Consider the following 19,217-nt stretch of genomic DNA (forward strand, 5'->3'; position numbering starts at 1 on the left):
AGTTAACAAGGAGAATATTATGAGTAGCTATGTTCTATCGGTATTACTAGTTTGTCTTACTATTTCTATGTCACCTAATGCTATCGGAAATGAAAATGGAATGATGAGAATGTCTCAGATGCCTGCATTTTCCGATTTTGATACTAATCAGGACAAATTGATATCTGAAGAAGAGTTTGAGCGCTTTCAAAAAGCCAGGCAAGCATTGCGTGAATCTGAAGGTCGTCTATTAAAAAACTCATCGAATTGTGATGAAATGTTTGAGCGTATCGATTTGGATCACAATAAGTTTATTGATGCTGAAGAATTTCAATCTCATCGTGAAATGATGAGAAATTCTAAATAATTTTAGTTTGGGATATCTACATAAACTCTGCTCGGAGTAGTAATCAATATCGCCATAGAGAGGTAATCAGCATCACCTCTCTTTTAAATACGCTATAGCATAGCAAGCGACTTAGTTGTATCTACACCGGCAAGGTATAGCGCCATATTTCAACACCATCGCTAAAATTACTCATCACTCATTACCCATTACTCCTGCGCTGCAATAAGCTTACTTTTAAATACGCCATAAAAAGCAATACAAGCACCCGCAAAACCTAAAAACGAGCATATTAAGCGATAATCAGTGTTGTCGATGAAGAAGTTAGCCACACTGAATACCAACAAAATGAATAAGCCAATATTTTTGGTCATCATCATTTTAGGCTCGAACATCAACCATTGCTCACATTTAGGGCACTGTGTTTCAACCCCATGTTTACCTTTACGGACTTGTTTAAGCGCTTTACGGGCAAAGATACCCTTACAACGAGGACACTCCATTTAACATTACCTTCAATAATTTTTAATCAATATAATACAATGAATTAACTCTGCATCAAAGTTTTCCTTGAACGCCAATACAGCAGTTCAAGCTAATGCCATTTAATCGCTTGCATCATTTGGAACGTTCGCTCAAAATAATAATTGAACGAATGTTATAGTTAGTTTATAGTAACTCATGGCTCACATTATGAGCGCGCAAAATCACTACAGATAAAGCTTATCGACAAGTATATCAAATGACAAAGAGCTTAAGCACTTGGCTCACAACCCAAATGGAACAATGAACATGCAAAAAATGATTGGATTTGATGTTTACGGCACATTAGTGGATCCTGTGGATATGGGCCAGCATCTGCAACAATTGATTGGCGACAAGGCACAAGAATTTGGTCAATTATGGCACGATAAAAAAGTCGAATATGCATTTCGTCGTGGCTTAATGCAACAATATGAAGATTTCGGTGTGTGTACTCAACAAGCTCTGCAATATTGTTTATCTGTTTTCAACGTCACACTGTCAAAAAGCGAACAACAAGATTTACTGGCTAAATTTAGTCAACTCAAGGCCTTTGATGATGTCATTCCTGGACTAGCATTACTGCGCAATCAAGGTCATACCTTGGCCGCTTTTTCAAATGGACCAGAAGTTGCGGTTCGTACACTTATGCAAAACTCGGGCGTTTTACCTCAACTACATGACGTTATCAGTGTCGATGATCTAAAGACATTTAAACCTAACCCTGCTGTTTACGATTATTTAATGACTCGTACTCAATCTGACCTCAATCATTGTTGGATGGTGTCGAGCAATCCATGGGATGTCATTGGTGCGAAAGCCGCCGGACTGAATACAGCTTGGATCCAAAGAGACAGTAAAAAAATATTTGATCCTTGGGGCATTGAGCCTGACATCACCGTCGGTAATTTAATCGAATTAAGTGAACAGCTCGATTCCCTGTAATAACTAACATGCTGCATTTAAACAATAAAAGCATAACTCATACGCGTTGATGCTAATACATTAAAACTTTACACGCTACACTAACAACATTGTGCTAAGCGCATTATCAATTTACTTAACCTGCTAACAGGTTGCACGAGGATATTTTATGACTAACCAATATACCCCACCGAAAGTTTGGCAAAATAATACCAATGGCGCGAATAAGTGGGCAAACATTAATAGCCCAGAGTCAGGTGCAAGATTTGATAAAGAGCTGCCTGTTGGAAAGCATGCTTTGCAACTCTACTCCCTTGGCACACCAAACGGGCAAAAAGTGACGATTCTGTTAGAAGAGCTACTGGCCTTAGGCATTAAAGAAGCGGAATACGATGCTTATCTGATTAACATCGGGGAAAAGGATCAATTTTCGTCGGGGTTCGTTGCTGTCAATCCAAACTCAAAAATACCCGCTTTATTGGATAAGTCAGCTGGTGAAGACGAAACCGTATTTGAATCTGCCTCAATTTTGGTTCATCTAGCAGAGAAGTTTAACCAATTCCTACCTAAGGATGGCAAAGCCAGAACACAAACATTTAACTGGTTGTTCTGGGCTCAAGGTTCAGCGCCGTTCCTCGGTGGTGGCTTCGGTCATTTCTATGCTTATGCCGATGAAAAACAGGAATATCCAATTAATCGCTTTGCTATGGAAGTTAAACGACAGTTAGATGTGTTAGATAAACAACTGGCAAAAAACACCTTTATTGCTGGTGAAGAATATAGCATTGCAGACATTGCTATTTGGCCTTGGTATGGCAACTTAGTCTTGGGCAATTTATACGATGCAGCCGAATTCCTAGAAGTAGAGTCATATACTAATGTTGTTCGTTGGGCTAAATTGCTTGAAACTCGTGAAGGGGTTCAACGTGGTCGTATCATCAATCGCTCTTGGGGCGAAGAATGGGAACAAGTTCCTGAGCGTCATTGCGCACAAGATATTGATAAAGTACTAAAGCTGCGTCCTAGCAAGTTAAAATAAGTCAGCAGCTAAAGTTTGACGCGATGGTATCCTGACTTATTTTATTGGGATACTAAAAAGCCTTCTGCAATGCAGAAGGCTTTTTATATTGACGTATCAGAGGCCGAAACAACGCAAATTGTGAACGTTATTTCAAGCCAGACGTCTGTGACAATTAAATACTCATCGCAAGTTCTGCACCCTGACGGATAGCGCGTTTAGCATCTAATTCAGCCGCCACATCGACTCCACCAATTAAATGTACAGGTAATCCGCTGGCTTTCATTTCATCAACCAAACTGCGATTCGACGTTTGTCCAGCACACAACACCACGTTATCTACAGCAAGAATTTCAGATTGTTCACCGATTTTAATGTGCAGACCTTGTTCATCAAACTTTTCGTAGCTTACGCCAGTTTTCATATGAACTTGATGTTGCTTCAACACACTGCGATGGATCCAGCCAGTAGTTTTACCCAAACCTTTGCCCATTTTGGTGGTTTTACGTTGCAGTAAATACACTTCACGACCTGGAACATGTTCGGCTTCTACAGTTAACCCGCCAGCATTCTGATAGGTTTTATCAATGCCCCACTGTTTTAACCATTTATCGGGTTGCAAAGTGCTCGATTCTAATTCGCATAAGAAATGAGCCATATCAAAACCAATACCGCCAGCACCAATCAATGCTACCGTTTTACCTATTTCAACTTGGCCGGTTAATACTTGTTGGTAATCGACCACTTTAGGATTATCAAAACCTGGTAATTCCAACGCTCGTGGCACCACACCAGCGGCGATGACCACTTCATCAAATTTCTCATTAGCTAACACTGCCGCATCCAATTTAGTGTTTAGACGCAGTTCAACGTTATGTAACTTAATTTGGTTAATGAAATATCGAATAGTTTCATTGAACTCTTCTTTACCCGGAATTTTACGCGCTAAATTGAACTGACCACCCACTTCTGACTTGGCTTCAAACAATACCACTTCATGGCCACGGGATGCTGCATATACAGAGAACGCCATTCCCGCAGGACCGGCGCCCATAACAGCGATACGTTTTTTACTGGTTGTTGGGGTAAAATTAATTTCGGTTTCATAACAAGCACGGGGATTAACCAAACAGGTTGCCCGCTTCATCGAAAAGGTGTGGTCCAAACAAGCTTGATTACAACCAATACAGGTATTAATCAATTCAGGGGTATTAGCTGCCGCTTTATTCACAAACTCAGCGTCGGCAAGAAATGGCCGGGCCATCGACACCATATCAGCTTGACCTGATGCAATAATCGACTCGCCAATTTCTGGAGTATTAATCCGGTTTGTAGCAATTAACGGCACCTTGACTTCTTTTTTGAGTTTTTCGGTTACCCAAGAAAATGCCCCACGCGGTACACTGGTCGAAATCGTCGGTACACGGGCTTCATGCCAACCAATACCGGTATTAATAATACTTACACCAGCTTGTTCAAGCGATTTTGCCAGCTTTACGACTTCGTCCCACGTTGAACCATTATCGACTAAATCGAGCATCGATAAACGGAACACAATAATAAAGTCACTGCCAACCTTCTGGCGAATAGCATTAACGATTTCAATCGGGAATTTAACCCGATTTTCATAACTTCCGCCCCATTCATCGTTACGTTTATTGGTGCGCGAACTGATGAATTGGTTGATCAAATAGCCTTCAGACCCCATGACTTCAACGCCATCATAGCCGGCTTTTTTCGCCAATGCCGCGCTGGTAGCGTAGTCTTTAATCGTCGAGCGTACTTGACGAGCAGACATCGCAGAGGGAGTGAACGGGGTAATGGGCGATTTTACTTTGCTCGGCGCTAGACTAAAAGGATGATAACTATAACGGCCAGCGTGTAAGATTTGCATACAGATTTTACCGCCCGCTTCATGCACGGCATCGGTAACAATTTTATGTTTTCCCACCTGCCAAGAAAAGCTCAATTGGCAGGCATGTGGCGCTAGACGGCCGCGCAAATTAGGGGCAATACCGCCGGTAACAATTAACCCTACGCCACCTTGAGCACGTTCTTTATAAAATGCTGCCAGTTTCTCAAATCCGCCTTTTTCTTCTTCTAAACCCGTGTGCATAGAGCCCATCAACACGCGGTTTTTCAGCTGTGTAAAGCCTAGATCTAAAGGTTCTAATAAGTGTGGAAACGACATTCAAACATCCTTTTTAAACAAGTGATTTAAACCAGCATACCCCGACAGTAAAGTTTGCTCAATCATTTAAACGCTCGTTTGTTAAAAACCTTTACAATTGAATTTCACATTTTTATTGATTTTCAGTTAGGATGACTACATTAGACTGATAAAGGAGTGGCAAATGTCCGCTAAACCCTCGTTTTTAAAAAGGATGTTTTTACTGTTATGGAATACAGTAAACGGTATCCGTAAGTTCATCATCAACGTAATATTTTTTGGTTTGTTGGCTGTCATCACTGTGGTACTTCTCAACAGCGAAGATGAAATTGTCGTCGAAGATCAATCAGCATTAGTGCTGAACTTGTCTGGGAGCATAGTGGACCAAAAACATTATGTAGACCCAATAGAAATGGCATTTAGCCAAGGGCAAGCGAATGATCCAGAAGGTGAAATTCTATTAGCTGACGTACTTTATACAATTAATAATGCGACTCAAGACGCCCGCATTACCAGTATCGTATTGGACTTAGCTGATCTTCGTGATGCCGGCATTAGTAAAATGACCGCCATTGGTGAAGCATTAACTCAGTTTAAAGCAGCCAATAAGTCAGTTATCGCAATGGCCAATGGTTATGATCAAAATCAATATTTTTTAGCCAGCTTTGCAGACAAAATATACCTTAATAACCAAGGTATGGTAGCGCTTGATGGCTTAAGCCGTTATCGCTTATATTACAAAGCAGCACTCGAAAAACTCAAAATTACCACTCACGTATTTCGAGTGGGAACGTTTAAGTCAGCTGTAGAGCCCTTTATTCGTGACGATATGTCTGATGCCGACAAAGTCGCCAGCAAAGAATTGTTAAATGATATTTGGCAAAGCTACTCGACTATTGTTGCCAGCAACCGTCAAATCGCTCCAGATCAATTAGTGTTAAGTACAGATGAGTATCTCGCTCAGCTTGATAAAGCTGAAGGTGACAGTGCTCAAATGGCTGTAAACATGAAATGGGTTGACGAACTGGTTTCGGCTGATGCATTCCGTGTCGCTATGATTGAACGTGTAGGCAGTGATAAAGAAGGTAAAAACTTTAAGCAAATTAGCTTTAATGATTACCGAACATTAACCGCACCAATGCCTAAATTTGTTGAACAAGACGCAGTGGCCGTTATCGTTGCTAAAGGCACGATTCTTAACGGTAAACAACCTGCCGGACAAATTGGTGGCGAAAGTACCTCTGCATTGCTCATGAAAGCACGCTTTGACGATAAAGTGAAAGCCGTCGTACTTCGTGTTGACAGCCCTGGTGGTAGTGCATTTGCATCAGAGCAAATTCGTCAAGAAGTGTTAGCGCTAAAAGCTGCAGGTAAGCCTGTGGTTGTTAGCATGGGTAGCCTTGCTGCATCTGGCGGATATTGGATATCAGCCAGTGCCGACTATATTGTGGCTACGCCAACAACCCTAACAGGTTCAATCGGTATTTTCGGTATGTTCGCTACGTTTGAGCAAGCTCTTAATCATTTTGGTGTAACCTCTGATGGTGTCGCAACATCTGATTGGGCAGGTTTATCGCCTGCACGTGAATTAAACCCACAAGTTGCCGCGGTAGTACAACGTCATATTGAACGTGGTTACCATGAGTTTATTTCTCTGGTAGCAAAAGAGCGTCATATGACGCTAGAGCAAGTAGACAATATTGCTCAAGGCCGTGTATGGACAGGTAAACGCGCACTCACCTTAGGCCTAGTTGATGAACTGGGTGATATGGATGTGGCATTAGCCAAAGCTGCTGATTTAGCGAAAATGGACAAGTTCGACGTTAAAGTGATTGAGCAAGAGCTAAGCGCTGAACAACAACTGATGCAGCAAATCATGGGCGCTACTGTGGCTTATGTTCCAGACAGTGTTCGTCAAACTAGTTTCATTGAACGCTTTGCCAAGCAGTGGGCTGGTGCATTTGAAACATTGTCGATGTTTGATGACCCTAATCATGTCTATATGTATTGCGAAAACTGTAATTACTAATCAATAATATGATAGCAATATGAATATTATTCAAAAAAAGCCTGCTTAGCAGGCTTTTTTATTGGGGATCGTCAAATAAACTCGTATAATTTGCACAATCTGCAATCGACATTCAATTAGAGCCTACATACATGACAAAACGTTCAATTTACGTTGCTTATACCGGCGGTACCATCGGGATGCAAAAGACCGCGAACGGTTTTGTGCCAGTATCAGGCTTCTTAACAGATTGTGTTCAGTCAATGCCCGAGTTTTATCATGACGAAATGCCTGAGTTCTTTATTCATGAATACAGCCCATTAATTGACTCATCCAATATGGCGCCGACAGACTGGCAAATGATAGCTAATGATATTCAAGCCAATTATGAAAAGTACGATGGATTCGTTATTTTACATGGAACAGATACCATGGCTTATACCGCCTCTGCATTGTCATTTATGCTGCAAGGTTTATCCAAGCCAGTTATCGTAACAGGTTCACAAATTCCGTTAGCGCAGTTACGTTCAGACGGTCAAACCAACTTGCTCAATTCGCTTTATATTGCGGCCAACTACCCCGTTGCAGAAGTCTGTTTATTTTTTAATAACAAACTGTTTCGTGGTAATCGCTCAACCAAAGCCCATGCTGACGGATTCGATGCGTTTGCATCGCCTAACTTCCCGATGTTGCTCGAGGCAGGCATTAAAATTAACCTTAAAGCGGGTAAAATAACGCAGCCAACGGGTGCCCCGTTAGAGGTTGTTACCATCAGTCCGCAACCTGTAGGTGTGGTGACACTTTACCCTGGGATCTCCACTGACATTTTTAATAATATTTTACAGCAACCGGTAAAAGCACTGATTTTATTGACCTTTGGCGTCGGGAATGCACCACAAGATAAGAAGCTACTGGATACACTTAAACAAGCCGATGAACGCGGTATTATATTGGTTAATTTGACCCAGTGTTTCCAGGGTAAGGTCAATATGCGCGGTTATGCTACAGGTAATGCTTTAGCACAAGCTGGGGTAATAAGTGGTGCTGATATGACCATTGAAGCGGCGTTAGCTAAATTGCATTATTTGTTGTCTATTGGATTAACCCCAGCGCAAATTAAACAACGTATGCAGGAAAATCTGATTGGTGAACTGACGACGGACTAGATTACGTTATTGATATTTTATGTGGTTATTATTTTAATCAGATAACAGCTTAATAAAAATGCGAGCTCATTAGCTCGCATTTTTTGTATCATAATATCCATTACTGATAACACATATTATTCAATTTCAGATGATTATAAATCAGCTTCTTTAAACTCGGCGATTGGATCGCCTTTAAATTGTTTTTTCAGCTCAGATTTGGACAGCTCATTAATATTGCCACCCGCTGCGATAGTAAAATGTTCAGTTTGTTGCAGCTTACGCGCTTGATACAACATCACGACTTGTAAGGTCGACTCACGCTGTGGCTCAGTTAATACCGTACCGTCATCCCACTTACCGAGCTCCGTTGCAGACAACAAGCGTTGGTATACTTCTTCAGGCATTTCATCAATGACTTTATTGATATCGTTCATACTGATTTCCGTTTATGTAACACTATTCTGACTCGGGTAACAAGATAACCCGTAAAGCCAATAACAAAACTTGCAATCGCGGCGTAAGAAGTTAACCCCTGTGCAGGCTCTCCTCCCCAAAACCACACTACAACCCCTGCGATAAATAATGTCAAAAAAATAAAGCTTTGGGTCATTAAGCTATTTGAACGCTCAATGTGACTGATAATCGTTAATGACTCAGTATTACCGCTCAAGTCTGTCTTACAATGCTCACATTGCTTAGCCAGACTTGAAATACGCTTTTGACATTTAGGACATGCAACTAAGGCCATAATTCATTCTACCTGCTTGATCATCTGAAGATAAAAATTACCGCTTACGGTCGCGATTATAAATTATCAACCACTGCTAGCATCGCAACTAAAGACGCTTCACCTAAATATACGCAACGTTCTGGAGACCAGCCCACAAATGGGTCGGCTAAATTGGCGTTATCTTTAAATGGCATTTCTAAGGTATTCGATAAACAACTGAACGTATTAGCAACCCAATTAGAACCCACGGTTAAATTAGCTTTACCTGGCTCATCTTTATCGTAACCAAACTCTGTTTGGAAATCAGCACTGGCAATGGTCAATGCACTCAAAAATTGCTGTTGTAATTGAGCCATTTTATCGTTGTAGCTTGGCACCCCTTCACAACCGGCAAGGAACACATAAGGAAGACCTTCATCGCCGTGCACATCGTAAAATAAATCAACACCAGTTTGATGCATTTTATTAACGACATAATACACTTCAGGGCTTTTTTCTAAGCTCGGTGTTTGCCATTCGCGATTTAAGTTAGTACCTACAGCATTAGTGCGTAAATGGCCGCGTGCGCTGCCATCTGGATTCATATTAGGCACAATATAGAAATTGGCTTTGTCTAATAAGGCTTTCGATGTTGGACAATCACTATCGAGTAATTGATTTAACAAGCCTTCAACTAACCATTCAGCCATGGTTTCGCCAGGGTGTTGACGTGCAGTGATCCAAATATTCTTTTTATCTGGGTTAGCATCACCAATTTTAAGCAAAGTCATGTCGCGACCATCAAGCGTTAACCCAAGATGTTCAAGACTCACGGCTGGATGTAATTGCACTTCGCTGATTAAATCTAAATGACGTTCGTAGCTGTACGGTGCAAAATAAGCAATTTGAATGGCTTCACAATCGAGCTCAGCTTGGATGGTTAATTTGCCATCGACATACTGAGTAGGTAATCGGAACCAGGTTTGGCGATCATAACTGGCCACGGCTTGATACTCTTCCCAACCTTTTGGGTAAGATGCACTACCGGCATTGAGAATGTTAAGGGTATATGTCTGACCGACTACCCCTTCTAAACGAAAGTTAAACCATTGATAAAACTCACCTCCAAAATCGGGACGAATGGCGAGTTGTATATCATCATGTTTGTCTAGATTAATGACGTCAATATTGCCGCCGTCAAAGTTTGCTGTAATCCGCATTAGATTATCCTTTATTGCTTGCGCTTATTTTGTGGCTTAATAACGATTGGTTTTAGCCTTATTTTATGCGCCATAGCTTATCAAATGCGGCAATTGGTGTGAACCATTAAAAGCTAAAGCTGTAACCTTGACCGCGAACGGTATTAATTAGTTCTCGTGGTAAATTACGTTTGACTAATTTACGGCGTGTATTGCTGATATGCATGTCTAAATTGCGGTCAAAACGTCCAAGTTCTTTATGCAGCACTCGAAGTTGTAATTCTTCTTTAGTAACCACCTCGCCTTGCCTATCAAATAAATATTTGAATAATCGATATTCTGTTTGCGTCAACACGAGCGACTTATCGGCAAAACTAATGGTATAGGAGGTATCATCAAAACCAATACTGTCATTAACATCATCATTAATCGGTGCTTGGCATCGTCGATGGAGTACATTAAGACGTAACTGCAATTCGCGGATATTAATCGGTCTAGTGAGGTAATCGTCGGCGCCTAACTCTAACGCATTAATACGCTCAAGCTCGCTATTACTTTCTGCTAATACAATAATGGGGGTTCGGCTTTGTCGTGCGACCAGCAACCAAAATGACTCCATTTTGGGCACCGAAAAATCTAATAATATGGCTTCAAGCTGCAGAGTCTCCATTTGGATCAACGCATCAAAGGCATTATTAACCCGATGAATACTGTAGCCCTGCTCATTTAACTGTCGACCTACGTCACTTTTATCGGAAAGGGTATGTTCAATGAATAGGATATTCTTCATGCTCAGCTACTTAATGATAACGATTACCATTAAGATTATCATATTGATTTACCCAAAACCAGATTTAATCCACCCTGTGACCCTTTTCATTAACAAAAAAGGCCTGAAACTTCAGGCCTTGAGACATTTGTCACAATTATGAGTGAGACGTCATAGGTCTATTTATCTGTCATCAACTGCTTAATGAACTTAACTGGCGCACTACCGTAACTTAAAAACTGTTCATGAAACTGTTTCAAATCAAAGCTCTCACCTTGTTTAGCTTTAAGTTGTTCGCGGAAATCATAAATCTCACGGTAACCGGCGTAATAACTCGTCAGTTGAACTTGACTTAACGTGGCTCTGCGCCACTTTCCTTCAGCTTCAGCACGTTGTTGGAATGCTTCATTCTCGAGCAAGTCAATCACCTCTTGCTCGCCCATTCCATTGACTTGAATGCTGTAGTCTAAAATAGTGTTACAAATAACCCGTAAATTCCATTTGTAATACATCAGCCACATTTCAGGTTCAAAATTACCATAGCCTTCTTCCAACATCATTCGTTCGGTATACACAGCCCAACCTTCAATCATGGCACCATTACCAAATAAGCTTTTCACTAAACTAGGAGATTGGTTAGAAAAGACTAATTGCGTGTAATGCCCTGGGATAGCCTCATGAATATTCAGAACCTGTAAAATCCAGTGATTGTATTCACGTAAATAGCTCTCTGCCGACTCATCACTCATGTCATCAAGGGGTGAAACGTTGTAGTAAGTATTACCGCCTTTGTCATACGGTCCTGGTGCACTGATAGAAGCTCCGGCAAAACCGCGCATGTATTCAGGCGTTTCACGAACAATTAACGGCTTCTTAGGATCAAGCGTGACCAGTTGTTTGTCATTGACAAACTTAATCAGCTCTGGAATTTGCTTTCGCACTTCGGCTACAAAGTTTTCTCGTTTAACATGTTTGGTTGATAACACATCAATCAACTGACGAATTGCTTGTCTCTCATCGTCTGGTTTTGGAGTATCGATATATTTTGACCAAATGGTATCGGTGATCTTAGCCATTTCTTGCTGAACATGATTTTTATCTGCCACAGCTTTGTCATATAACTGTTTAGCCGTCATACCAGACTGAATATCAAAGGCGAACTTTTCTTCGTATAAGGTTTCACCAATACGGAAATCGCGGCCTCCATTTTCGGTTAGCTTAGTTTCAAGCGCGGTTAACCACTCAATGTGCTGTTTAATTGCTGCAGTTGCTGCATCAAAACGCTCAGCAAATAACGCTTTCTGCTCTGCGCTTAAGCCTGAATCAGTGACTTGCTGGACTAACTCGGCAGACAATACCGAAAATGCGCCTTGATTTTGCATAATGGCTAATTGGGTATGCTCAAGTGTCGGCTCACTAATATTGTTTCGCGCGGCCTCATAATAGGCTGGCACATTTTCAAGACGTGCAATCACAGATGTTAAGCGTTCATCTAATGGCGCAAAGTCTTCATTGATAATTTGCGCAAAACCACCGGCAACATTGTAATTTGACGGGTCCCATTGCCAACCTTTAAAGCGTGTAATTTCCCATTGCATTGACTCCACTAAATTACTCAGTAATTTATAATCAATTAACTCGTTAGCCGTTAGTGACTGCGGATCAAATTGGGCTAGCGCCGCTTGCTGTTGTTTAACAAATGCCAACGTTTTGTCGCGGCTTGCTTGATTTGGGATATCTAAATAGCCATCATTAACATGTTTGCCACTGTACAGCGCCCAGGTTGGTGATAATGCCCACAGCTCATCAATAAACTGTTGTGAATATTCGTTAAAGTTTAATGCTGCCGCAGCACTAGTTGTGCTAGCCTCAGCAGTAACGGCCTTGGTTTGTGGACTTTGCTTAACCGAGTCATCGCTACAACCTACCAATCCAGCCAAGGCAAAAGAAACCGCCAAAGCAAGTAAAGATTTTTTCATTAGTTATCCCTTACATTGTTATTATTTTTTAGTGTATATAAACTTATTTTTTGATGCATATCGCTTTCGTGCACAAAGATTTTTGTTGCGAAGATACGAATAAAAATTCATCTTACGACAATTATAATGAGTTAATCATGTTCGTCATTGTTTTGCATCAAGCAGACATCTTTTGTGACAGAAAAATCGCGAATAGGCCAACTACTTGTGACTTAAAAAAGTATTTTTTGTCTGGTGACCGTTCCAAAATAACTAACAGAGAACTTAACGATGCCCTTAACACATATCCGACTACTGCTTAATGGTAAAAAGGCCACCAATGTCGACATAAGACAATCGGTTATCGCTTTGCGCGAGCAGGGCCATACGATTGACGTGCGAGTCTCTTGGGAAAGCGCTGATATGTTGCGTTTTATAACAGAAGCCATAGCCGATAATGTCGGCAGAGTCGTGATTGGCGGCGGAGATGGCTCGCTTAATGAGGCAGTAAATGCCCTGATGCAACAACCACAACAGGATCATAAGCTCGAAATAGCCGTGCTGCCATTAGGCACCGCAAATGACTTCGCCACAGCGTGCGGTATTAGCAATATTATTCAATCCACTCTGGAACTGGCAATTCATGGTGACAGCTACCCTATTGATATCATCCGGGCCAACAATAATTATTTTATTAATGCAGCAGTCGCCGGGTTTGGCGCGCAAGTCACCGCAGAAACCCCAACAGAATTAAAAGACTTTCTTGGCGGTGGAGCTTATACCTTAGTCGGATTGGCTAAAGCATTAGGCTTTAAGCCTTATCAAGGCAGTATTACCACCGATAAAGGAACGTTCAATGGTGATATTGTGGTGGGGGCCATTTGCAATAATAAGCAGGCTGGCGGTGGGCAAATGCTGGCACCCAATGCATTAATTGATGACGGTTTGATGGATATTACCCTGTTGAAGTCATTTTCAACCTTTGATATCCCGGTGGTGTTAGATGAAATACAAGCCATGAGTCATGAAGCTAAGTTTTGTTATCACTTTCAAACCCGTTGGTTAGAAATTGATTTTCCTATCAAGTTACCGCTTAATTTAGATGGCGAACCTTATCCAACCAAAAAAATGCGTTTTGAAGTTCTCCCAAAAGCCATTCAGTTTGTATTGCCGCCAAACTGCCCTTGCCTTGTACAATCCACACAAAAAAGCGGAATATAAATTCCGCTTTAATCACCAATACGATAACTGAGTTAATCGTTTACCTAATCAACTTAAATGTTCCAGGGATTAGGTTTGTTACCCTTAGGCGTAGTTGACGCTTTAGATGGTTTGGTTTTTCTAAAATCAGCAGAAGCTGTTTTCGACTTGCCCAAACTCAGCGTTGGTCGATCTGTCGCTGATGTTGATTTATGCTGACGATTTTTAGGAATAAAATTCAACACTGAAATAGGAATTGGCTTCGAGGGTTCAAACCCCGCTATTTCTTTACGTTCAATTAAATGCCCTAAACGGCTTTCAATCATACACAAATTTTTAAAGTCATCATTGGACACAAAAGAAATAGCAACACCAGCAGCGCCCGCACGACCGGTACGACCAATACGATGAATATAGTCATCGGCCGGATAAGGTAAGTCATAATTAACAACACGCGATAAATCGTCAATATCAATACCGCGCGCTGCAATGCCGGTAGCCACAAGGTATTTAATGTTACCCGATTTAAAATCAGCTAAAATTTGTTCACGCACCGGCTGGCTTCGGCCACTGTGAATACACTCTGCAGCAATATCACGCTTTTCAAGCTGACTCACCAATTTGGCAGCACCTTGTTTGGTTTCGATAAAGATGAGTGCTTGGTTCCACTCTTCGGTTTTAATTAAATGACTTAATAAAGCTGATTTTTTATCTTTATCAACCGTCGTTAACCACTGCTCGATTTTCGGTGCTGAATCGCGATCAGCAATCACTGAAATTTCCACAGGACGTTTAATGGCCGTTTTCGCTAACGCTCGCACTTGGTTTGATAACGTCGCGGAAAACAATAAACTCTGACGTTCAGAAGGTAATTTATCGATGATTTTATTAATATCTTCGATAAAGCCCATGTCGAGCATTCTATCGGCTTCATCAAGCACCAACACTTCAACTTCATCAAAGTGCACGGCACGTTGAGTATATAAGTCTAGTAAACGTCCCGGTGTGGCCACCAAAATATCGACACCATCGATTAAGGCTTGTTTTTGCGGCTTCTCATCAACTCCACCATAAATGGCAATAGAGGTTAATGGTAAATGCTTGGCGTACTGCACTACGTTGGCATGAACTTGCACTGCGAGTTCGCGAGTTGGGGTTAAAATCAACGCTCGAATACGTTTTGCACGCTGGATTTCAGTGTCGGCTAAGCGTTCTAATATTGGTAATACAAAACTTGCGGTTTTACCGGTACCAGTTTGCGCAGCGGCGAGCAGGTTCTTACCCTTTAAAATAACCGGAATAGTCTGTTGTTGAATAGGTGTCGGCTGACTGTATCCCACTTCATGTAGGGCATTGACAATCGTGTCGCGTAATCCAAGTGTCGAAAAAGGCATGAAAGTGGGTCTCAGTAGTAAAACAAGAATAAAGCATTATAGAGGCTACGCATAACAAGCGCTAACACCTCATTAATATAAAGTCATACTAGACAACGGCGAGACGAAGCATCACTCAAATTGTCAGTATTGTATTAAAACACAAATGAAAAAAGACGTCCGAAGACGTCTTTTTTCATAATATGGCGGTGAGCGAGAGATTCGAACTCTCGTTAGGGATAAACCTAAACACACTTTCCAGGCGTGCGCCTTCAGCCACTCAGCCAGCTCACCAATTTGTGACTTACTTTTTATCCATACCATTAAAAGTCATCAGATAAAAAGGCAGTACTTAATATTTGATTCTATTGAGTGGAATAATTACCTCTCAATAATACAAAACCACTTAATACTAACCGCGGCAGTTCTAATCGAGGCGTACTTTACGCAAATGATGATAGCGGGTCAAGCTAAAAAACCCCACTATCAAGCGTTTGCACAAATGCACAGCAACTAACAAGCTAACTAACCTATTAAGGTAGGGAAAAGTCCTTTAACACCTGCGGCAATCACTTCAATGCCTAAAGACAACATCAGTAGGCCCATTAGACGGGTAATAACGTTAATGCCAGTTTTACCTAATAGTTTAAACAGCATTGGCGCCATACGAAATAAACCCCAACTAACAAGGCCTAAGGTAATAATGGTTAAAAACATACCAATGTAGTTGGTTATTTGGTGATGCTCCGCCGCAAACACAATCACCGCACTAATGGCACCAGGACCAGCCATTAATGGCAAAGCTAATGGCACAACTGCAACAGATTCCATCCCTGAAGACTCACGGTCTTCTTCTTGGTTGCGTTTCACTTCACTGATTTTACCTTGCAACATCGACATCGCAATAATACAAATCAAGCTACCACCGGCAATACGAAAAGCCGATAATGAAATACTGAACATACTAAGAATGTAATGGCCTGCTATTGCCGTCACCAATAGAATGATCACTACGGCCATATTTGCATCACGATTAGTATTTTGGCGATCAGCTTCAGTTTGATGGCTGGTTAAGCTCACAAATACAGGTAATAACCCTACTGGGTTAATGATGGCTAACAGTCCTAAAAAGAACTTGATATAAAGCATAAAATCCACTAACTACACCCTCTTGATATTACCTGATTTGAAGCTCGATTCTGAGGGCGCTAATGTAGCTGAAACATTGCCATTCCCCAAATGAAATTTTTTATATTTGATAGACCGTTTTACCATACAAAAACTAATGTCACGTCTATTATTTATGTTTTGATATCATATTGACAGTTTACGTAAACACGCATTTTTAGTTATTTTATTTCACCAGGCTGTTCTAATTATCATCAATATGATGATTTAACCTACAGCAGGACTTAAAATCTTGTTTTCCTGTGGTTAACCTACATATTAATCAACAAAATAAGAATAGCCTTATGATGAAAAATACTAACGATAGCGGATTTTTTATTTCTCACAAAAGTGCTCGCTTTACTGGTCAGTTTATTTTCAACAGAATGTAGTTTTATTTTTATGAGTAAACAGTGTAGATATTGACTTGAGTATCATCTTGATTAATGAATAACTCATTGCCTCTGGTAAAACTGCGATTGGCTTGAGCCACAATATCCGAAGCCACAATATCCGAAGCTACAATAGCTTAGGAACAAAAAAGAGATGTTGCCAGTAGCAACATCTCTTTTAATTAACTTATGAAGGTAAATCTGTGTTGAGGACTACGCCATTTTTTTAGTACTGGCTTTAGCATGTCTTCTACAGAGAAAGTACAAACACTATTGCGCTGTCCAACGATCCATCCAGCCTAATACATTCTTGTACCATAGCTGTAAGTTATCTTGATTTAAAATCCAGTGATTCTCATCAGGAAATACCAATAGCTCAGAAGGAATACCTTTACGCTGCATAAAGGTAAATGCAGCAAGGCCTTGACCATAAGGAACACGGTAGTCTTTTTCACCATGGATGACGAGCATTGGTGTTTTCCAGTTTTCAACATAGTTTACTGGGTTAAACTTTTCATATAGTTCTTTGTTTTGATCGTATGGGCCACCGAATTCATATTCAGGGAACCACAATTCCTCTGTGACGTAATACATAGAACGCATATCAAACAAACCAGCATGGTCGACTAGACACTTGAAGCCATCGTTCCATTTGCCTTGGAACCAGTTCATCATATAGCCACCGTAGGAACCGCCCAGTGCACATGCATTATTAGCATCTAACCAAGGTTGCTGTGTGGTAACCGCTGCCATCCCTTTTTTAAGATCTTCAAGCGGTTTTCCGCCCCAATCCTTGCCAATAGAGTCAGTAAACGCTTGGCCATAACCAGTAGAACCATGGAAGTCGACCATCACGACGCCATAGCCTGCACCAGCCCATAATTGAGCATTCCAGCGGCTGCTAAAACTGTTACCAAATGAGCCTTGTGGACCGCCGTGTACAAGGTAAGCAATTGGGTATTTTTTACCTTCTTCATAGTTAACGGGTTTGATCCAATAGCCATGAACGGTTTCGTCATTCCAACCTTTAAAGTTGAACTGTTCAAAATCACCAAACTTAATGTCAGCTAATTTTTCACTGTTGACGTTGGTTAGCTGTTTCAGTTGCTCACCTTCTAGTGACACACTGAATAAATCGCCAGGTTCAACTAATGATGATTTCTTGAAAATAAGACGATTACTGGTCACAGCCACTAGGCTGTTACTACCTTGGTTGTAAATAGGACGAACATCACCAAACTGTGTGTTCACTTCAAAAATGGTCACTTGCCCAAGATCTTGTGCTGTCACATACAAAGTACGGCCATCGGCACTAAAGTTCAATGAACTCGCACTGCGATCCCACAATGGTGCAACTTCTTTTTCTTGGCCAGTAACATTGTCACGTAACATAATACGGTAACGATCAGCTTCGTAACCCGCCTTGCTCATGGCTAAATAGGCAAGATAACGGCCATCTGCAGAGAACGTTGGCTGGGCATCCCATGCTTGGTTATCTGGGGTTAAGTTAACCGTTTCACCGCCAGCTACAGGCACTTGCCATAAATCGTAATTAGTTGTCCAAGCTTGATCGCGGCTCGGCGCTTTAGCGCTATAAACAACGTACTTACCGTCTGCAGTAAAAGTGACCTCTTCCATACCAGAAAATGGCTTAGGCGGTGTTTCAGTATCACGGCCCGCTGTAACGTTTGTCGCGGTGGTAATTTTGTTGCCATTAAGCGAGGCTACAAACAAATGGTTACGTGCGTGGTCTTCCCACGTGTCCCAATGGCGTACCATCAACTGCTTGTATTCGCGGCCAGTGCTTTTACGTTCAGCTTCGGCAGTAAACTTGTCTTTTGAACACGCTAAGTCTTTACACTCTGGAAATACCCGCAACGTCATAACGACTTGCTTACCGTCGTTAGACAATTTGTAGCCATTGATATCTAACGGTAAATCAGTAACCGCAATAGCCTCTCCACCATCAAGGGCCAATTGATACAATTGACTGGTGCCAGAACGACTGGCGAGGAAATAAATCGATTTTCCATCTGGCGAAAAGCTGACATCGTGTTCAGTGCCTGCAGCCGAAGTAAGTTGCTTTGGCTTAGCATTTTTATCGTTCAAGTCGAGAAGATAAAGATCTGAGCTGCCCTCGCCTTTATCATCAACCACTTTTACGCCGTATACCATGGTTTTACCATCATTTGATACGGCTGCTGAATGCAACTTATTTAAGTTAACCAGTTGTTGAACATTAAAAGCTGCGGGCTCAGCCGCAGACACTGATGTTGCCATGCCAGCAGCAATCAGTGCGAATAATACAGAAGACTTTTTCATTGTTATCATGTCT

General features: G+C 41.3%; 16 protein-coding genes and 1 tRNA gene. 6 read left to right on the forward strand and 11 right to left on the reverse strand.

The features are described 5' to 3' along the window. Positions 1 to 19: 19 nt before the first annotated feature. Complete coding sequence (locus SFRI_RS11005; RefSeq protein ID WP_011637596.1) at positions 20 to 346, forward strand: EF-hand domain-containing protein; 327 nt, start codon at positions 20 to 22, stop codon at positions 344 to 346. A 188-nt stretch (positions 347 to 534) separates the two neighbouring features. Here the strand turns inward: SFRI_RS11005 and SFRI_RS11010 are convergent, their stop codons facing one another. After that, on the reverse strand, positions 535 to 828 hold the full coding sequence (locus tag SFRI_RS11010; protein ID WP_011637597.1) for a hypothetical protein: 294 nt from the start codon (positions 826 to 828) through the stop codon (positions 535 to 537). A 289-nt stretch (positions 829 to 1,117) separates the two neighbouring features. Between SFRI_RS11010 and SFRI_RS11015 the strand changes: the two genes are divergently transcribed. After that, a complete protein-coding gene (locus SFRI_RS11015; protein WP_041412980.1) occupies positions 1,118 to 1,792 on the forward strand; it encodes a haloacid dehalogenase type II in 675 nt (224 codons plus the stop codon). A gap of 148 nt (positions 1,793 to 1,940) precedes the next feature. Next, positions 1,941 to 2,810 (forward strand): glutathione-dependent disulfide-bond oxidoreductase, encoded by an 870-nt coding sequence (gene yghU / locus SFRI_RS11020; protein WP_011637599.1) that lies wholly within the window; start codon positions 1,941 to 1,943, stop codon positions 2,808 to 2,810. 154 nt (positions 2,811 to 2,964) lie between these two features. Here yghU and SFRI_RS11025 read toward each other — a convergent pair whose 3' ends face one another. Continuing rightward, positions 2,965 to 4,980 carry an oxidoreductase gene (locus tag SFRI_RS11025; protein WP_011637600.1) on the reverse strand — a complete coding sequence of 672 codons (2,016 nt, stop codon included), beginning with the start codon at positions 4,978 to 4,980 and terminating at the stop codon, positions 2,965 to 2,967. A gap of 163 nt (positions 4,981 to 5,143) precedes the next feature. Between SFRI_RS11025 and sppA the strand changes: the two genes are divergently transcribed. Next, positions 5,144 to 6,988 carry a signal peptide peptidase SppA gene (sppA, locus tag SFRI_RS11030; RefSeq protein WP_011637601.1) on the forward strand — a complete coding sequence of 615 codons (1,845 nt, stop codon included), beginning with the start codon at positions 5,144 to 5,146 and terminating at the stop codon, positions 6,986 to 6,988. Positions 6,989 to 7,119: 131 nt separating this feature from the next. Beyond that, entirely contained in the window at positions 7,120 to 8,133 is a 1,014-nt protein-coding gene (gene ansA, locus SFRI_RS11035; RefSeq protein ID WP_011637602.1) for an asparaginase, read from the forward strand. 134 nt (positions 8,134 to 8,267) lie between these two features. Here ansA and SFRI_RS11040 read toward each other — a convergent pair whose 3' ends face one another. The 5 genes from SFRI_RS11040 to SFRI_RS11060 all read right to left on the reverse strand — a co-directional run bounded on the left by SFRI_RS11040 (position 8,268) and on the right by SFRI_RS11060 (position 12,771). Further along, on the reverse strand, positions 8,268 to 8,549 hold the full coding sequence (locus SFRI_RS11040) for a YeaC family protein (protein ID WP_011637603.1): 282 nt from the start codon (positions 8,547 to 8,549) through the stop codon (positions 8,268 to 8,270). Then, on the reverse strand, positions 8,546 to 8,863 hold the full coding sequence (locus tag SFRI_RS11045) for a hypothetical protein (protein WP_011637604.1): 318 nt from the start codon (positions 8,861 to 8,863) through the stop codon (positions 8,546 to 8,548). Before SFRI_RS11045 ends, SFRI_RS11040 begins: the two co-directional genes overlap by 4 nt. Positions 8,864 to 8,919: 56 nt before the next feature. Continuing rightward, the gene (locus SFRI_RS11050) at positions 8,920 to 10,044 is read right to left on the reverse strand and encodes a M14 family metallopeptidase (RefSeq protein WP_011637605.1); all 1,125 of its coding nucleotides are present in this window, start codon (positions 10,042 to 10,044) and stop codon (positions 8,920 to 8,922) included. Positions 10,045 to 10,150: 106 nt separating this feature from the next. Continuing rightward, positions 10,151 to 10,813 (reverse strand): response regulator transcription factor, encoded by a 663-nt coding sequence (locus SFRI_RS11055; protein WP_011637606.1) that lies wholly within the window; start codon positions 10,811 to 10,813, stop codon positions 10,151 to 10,153. Between the two features lie 158 nt (positions 10,814 to 10,971). Next, positions 10,972 to 12,771, reverse strand: coding sequence for a DUF885 domain-containing protein (locus tag SFRI_RS11060; RefSeq protein WP_011637607.1), 1,800 nt, complete (start codon positions 12,769 to 12,771; stop codon positions 10,972 to 10,974). A 270-nt stretch (positions 12,772 to 13,041) separates the two neighbouring features. Between SFRI_RS11060 and yegS the strand changes: the two genes are divergently transcribed. Continuing rightward, complete coding sequence (yegS, locus tag SFRI_RS11065) at positions 13,042 to 13,971, forward strand: lipid kinase YegS (RefSeq protein ID WP_011637608.1); 930 nt, start codon at positions 13,042 to 13,044, stop codon at positions 13,969 to 13,971. Positions 13,972 to 14,024: 53 nt separating this feature from the next. Here the strand turns inward: yegS and SFRI_RS11070 are convergent, their stop codons facing one another. The 4 genes from SFRI_RS11070 to SFRI_RS11090 all read right to left on the reverse strand — a co-directional run bounded on the left by SFRI_RS11070 (position 14,025) and on the right by SFRI_RS11090 (position 19,213). Further along, a complete protein-coding gene (locus SFRI_RS11070; RefSeq protein WP_011637609.1) occupies positions 14,025 to 15,344 on the reverse strand; it encodes a DEAD/DEAH box helicase in 1,320 nt (439 codons plus the stop codon). A 183-nt stretch (positions 15,345 to 15,527) separates the two neighbouring features. After that, positions 15,528 to 15,617, reverse strand: a tRNA-Ser gene (locus SFRI_RS11075). Positions 15,618 to 15,848: 231 nt separating this feature from the next. Further along, on the reverse strand, positions 15,849 to 16,472 hold the full coding sequence (locus SFRI_RS11085) for a YchE family NAAT transporter (protein ID WP_220491623.1): 624 nt from the start codon (positions 16,470 to 16,472) through the stop codon (positions 15,849 to 15,851). A 680-nt stretch (positions 16,473 to 17,152) separates the two neighbouring features. Beyond that, on the reverse strand, positions 17,153 to 19,213 hold the full coding sequence (locus SFRI_RS11090) for a dipeptidyl-peptidase 5 (protein ID WP_011637611.1): 2,061 nt from the start codon (positions 19,211 to 19,213) through the stop codon (positions 17,153 to 17,155). Between the last annotated feature and the right edge of the window lie 4 nt (positions 19,214 to 19,217).

The sequence above is a fragment of the Shewanella frigidimarina NCIMB 400 genome, assembly GCF_000014705.1.
Lineage (GTDB): Bacteria > Pseudomonadota > Gammaproteobacteria > Enterobacterales > Shewanellaceae > Shewanella > Shewanella frigidimarina.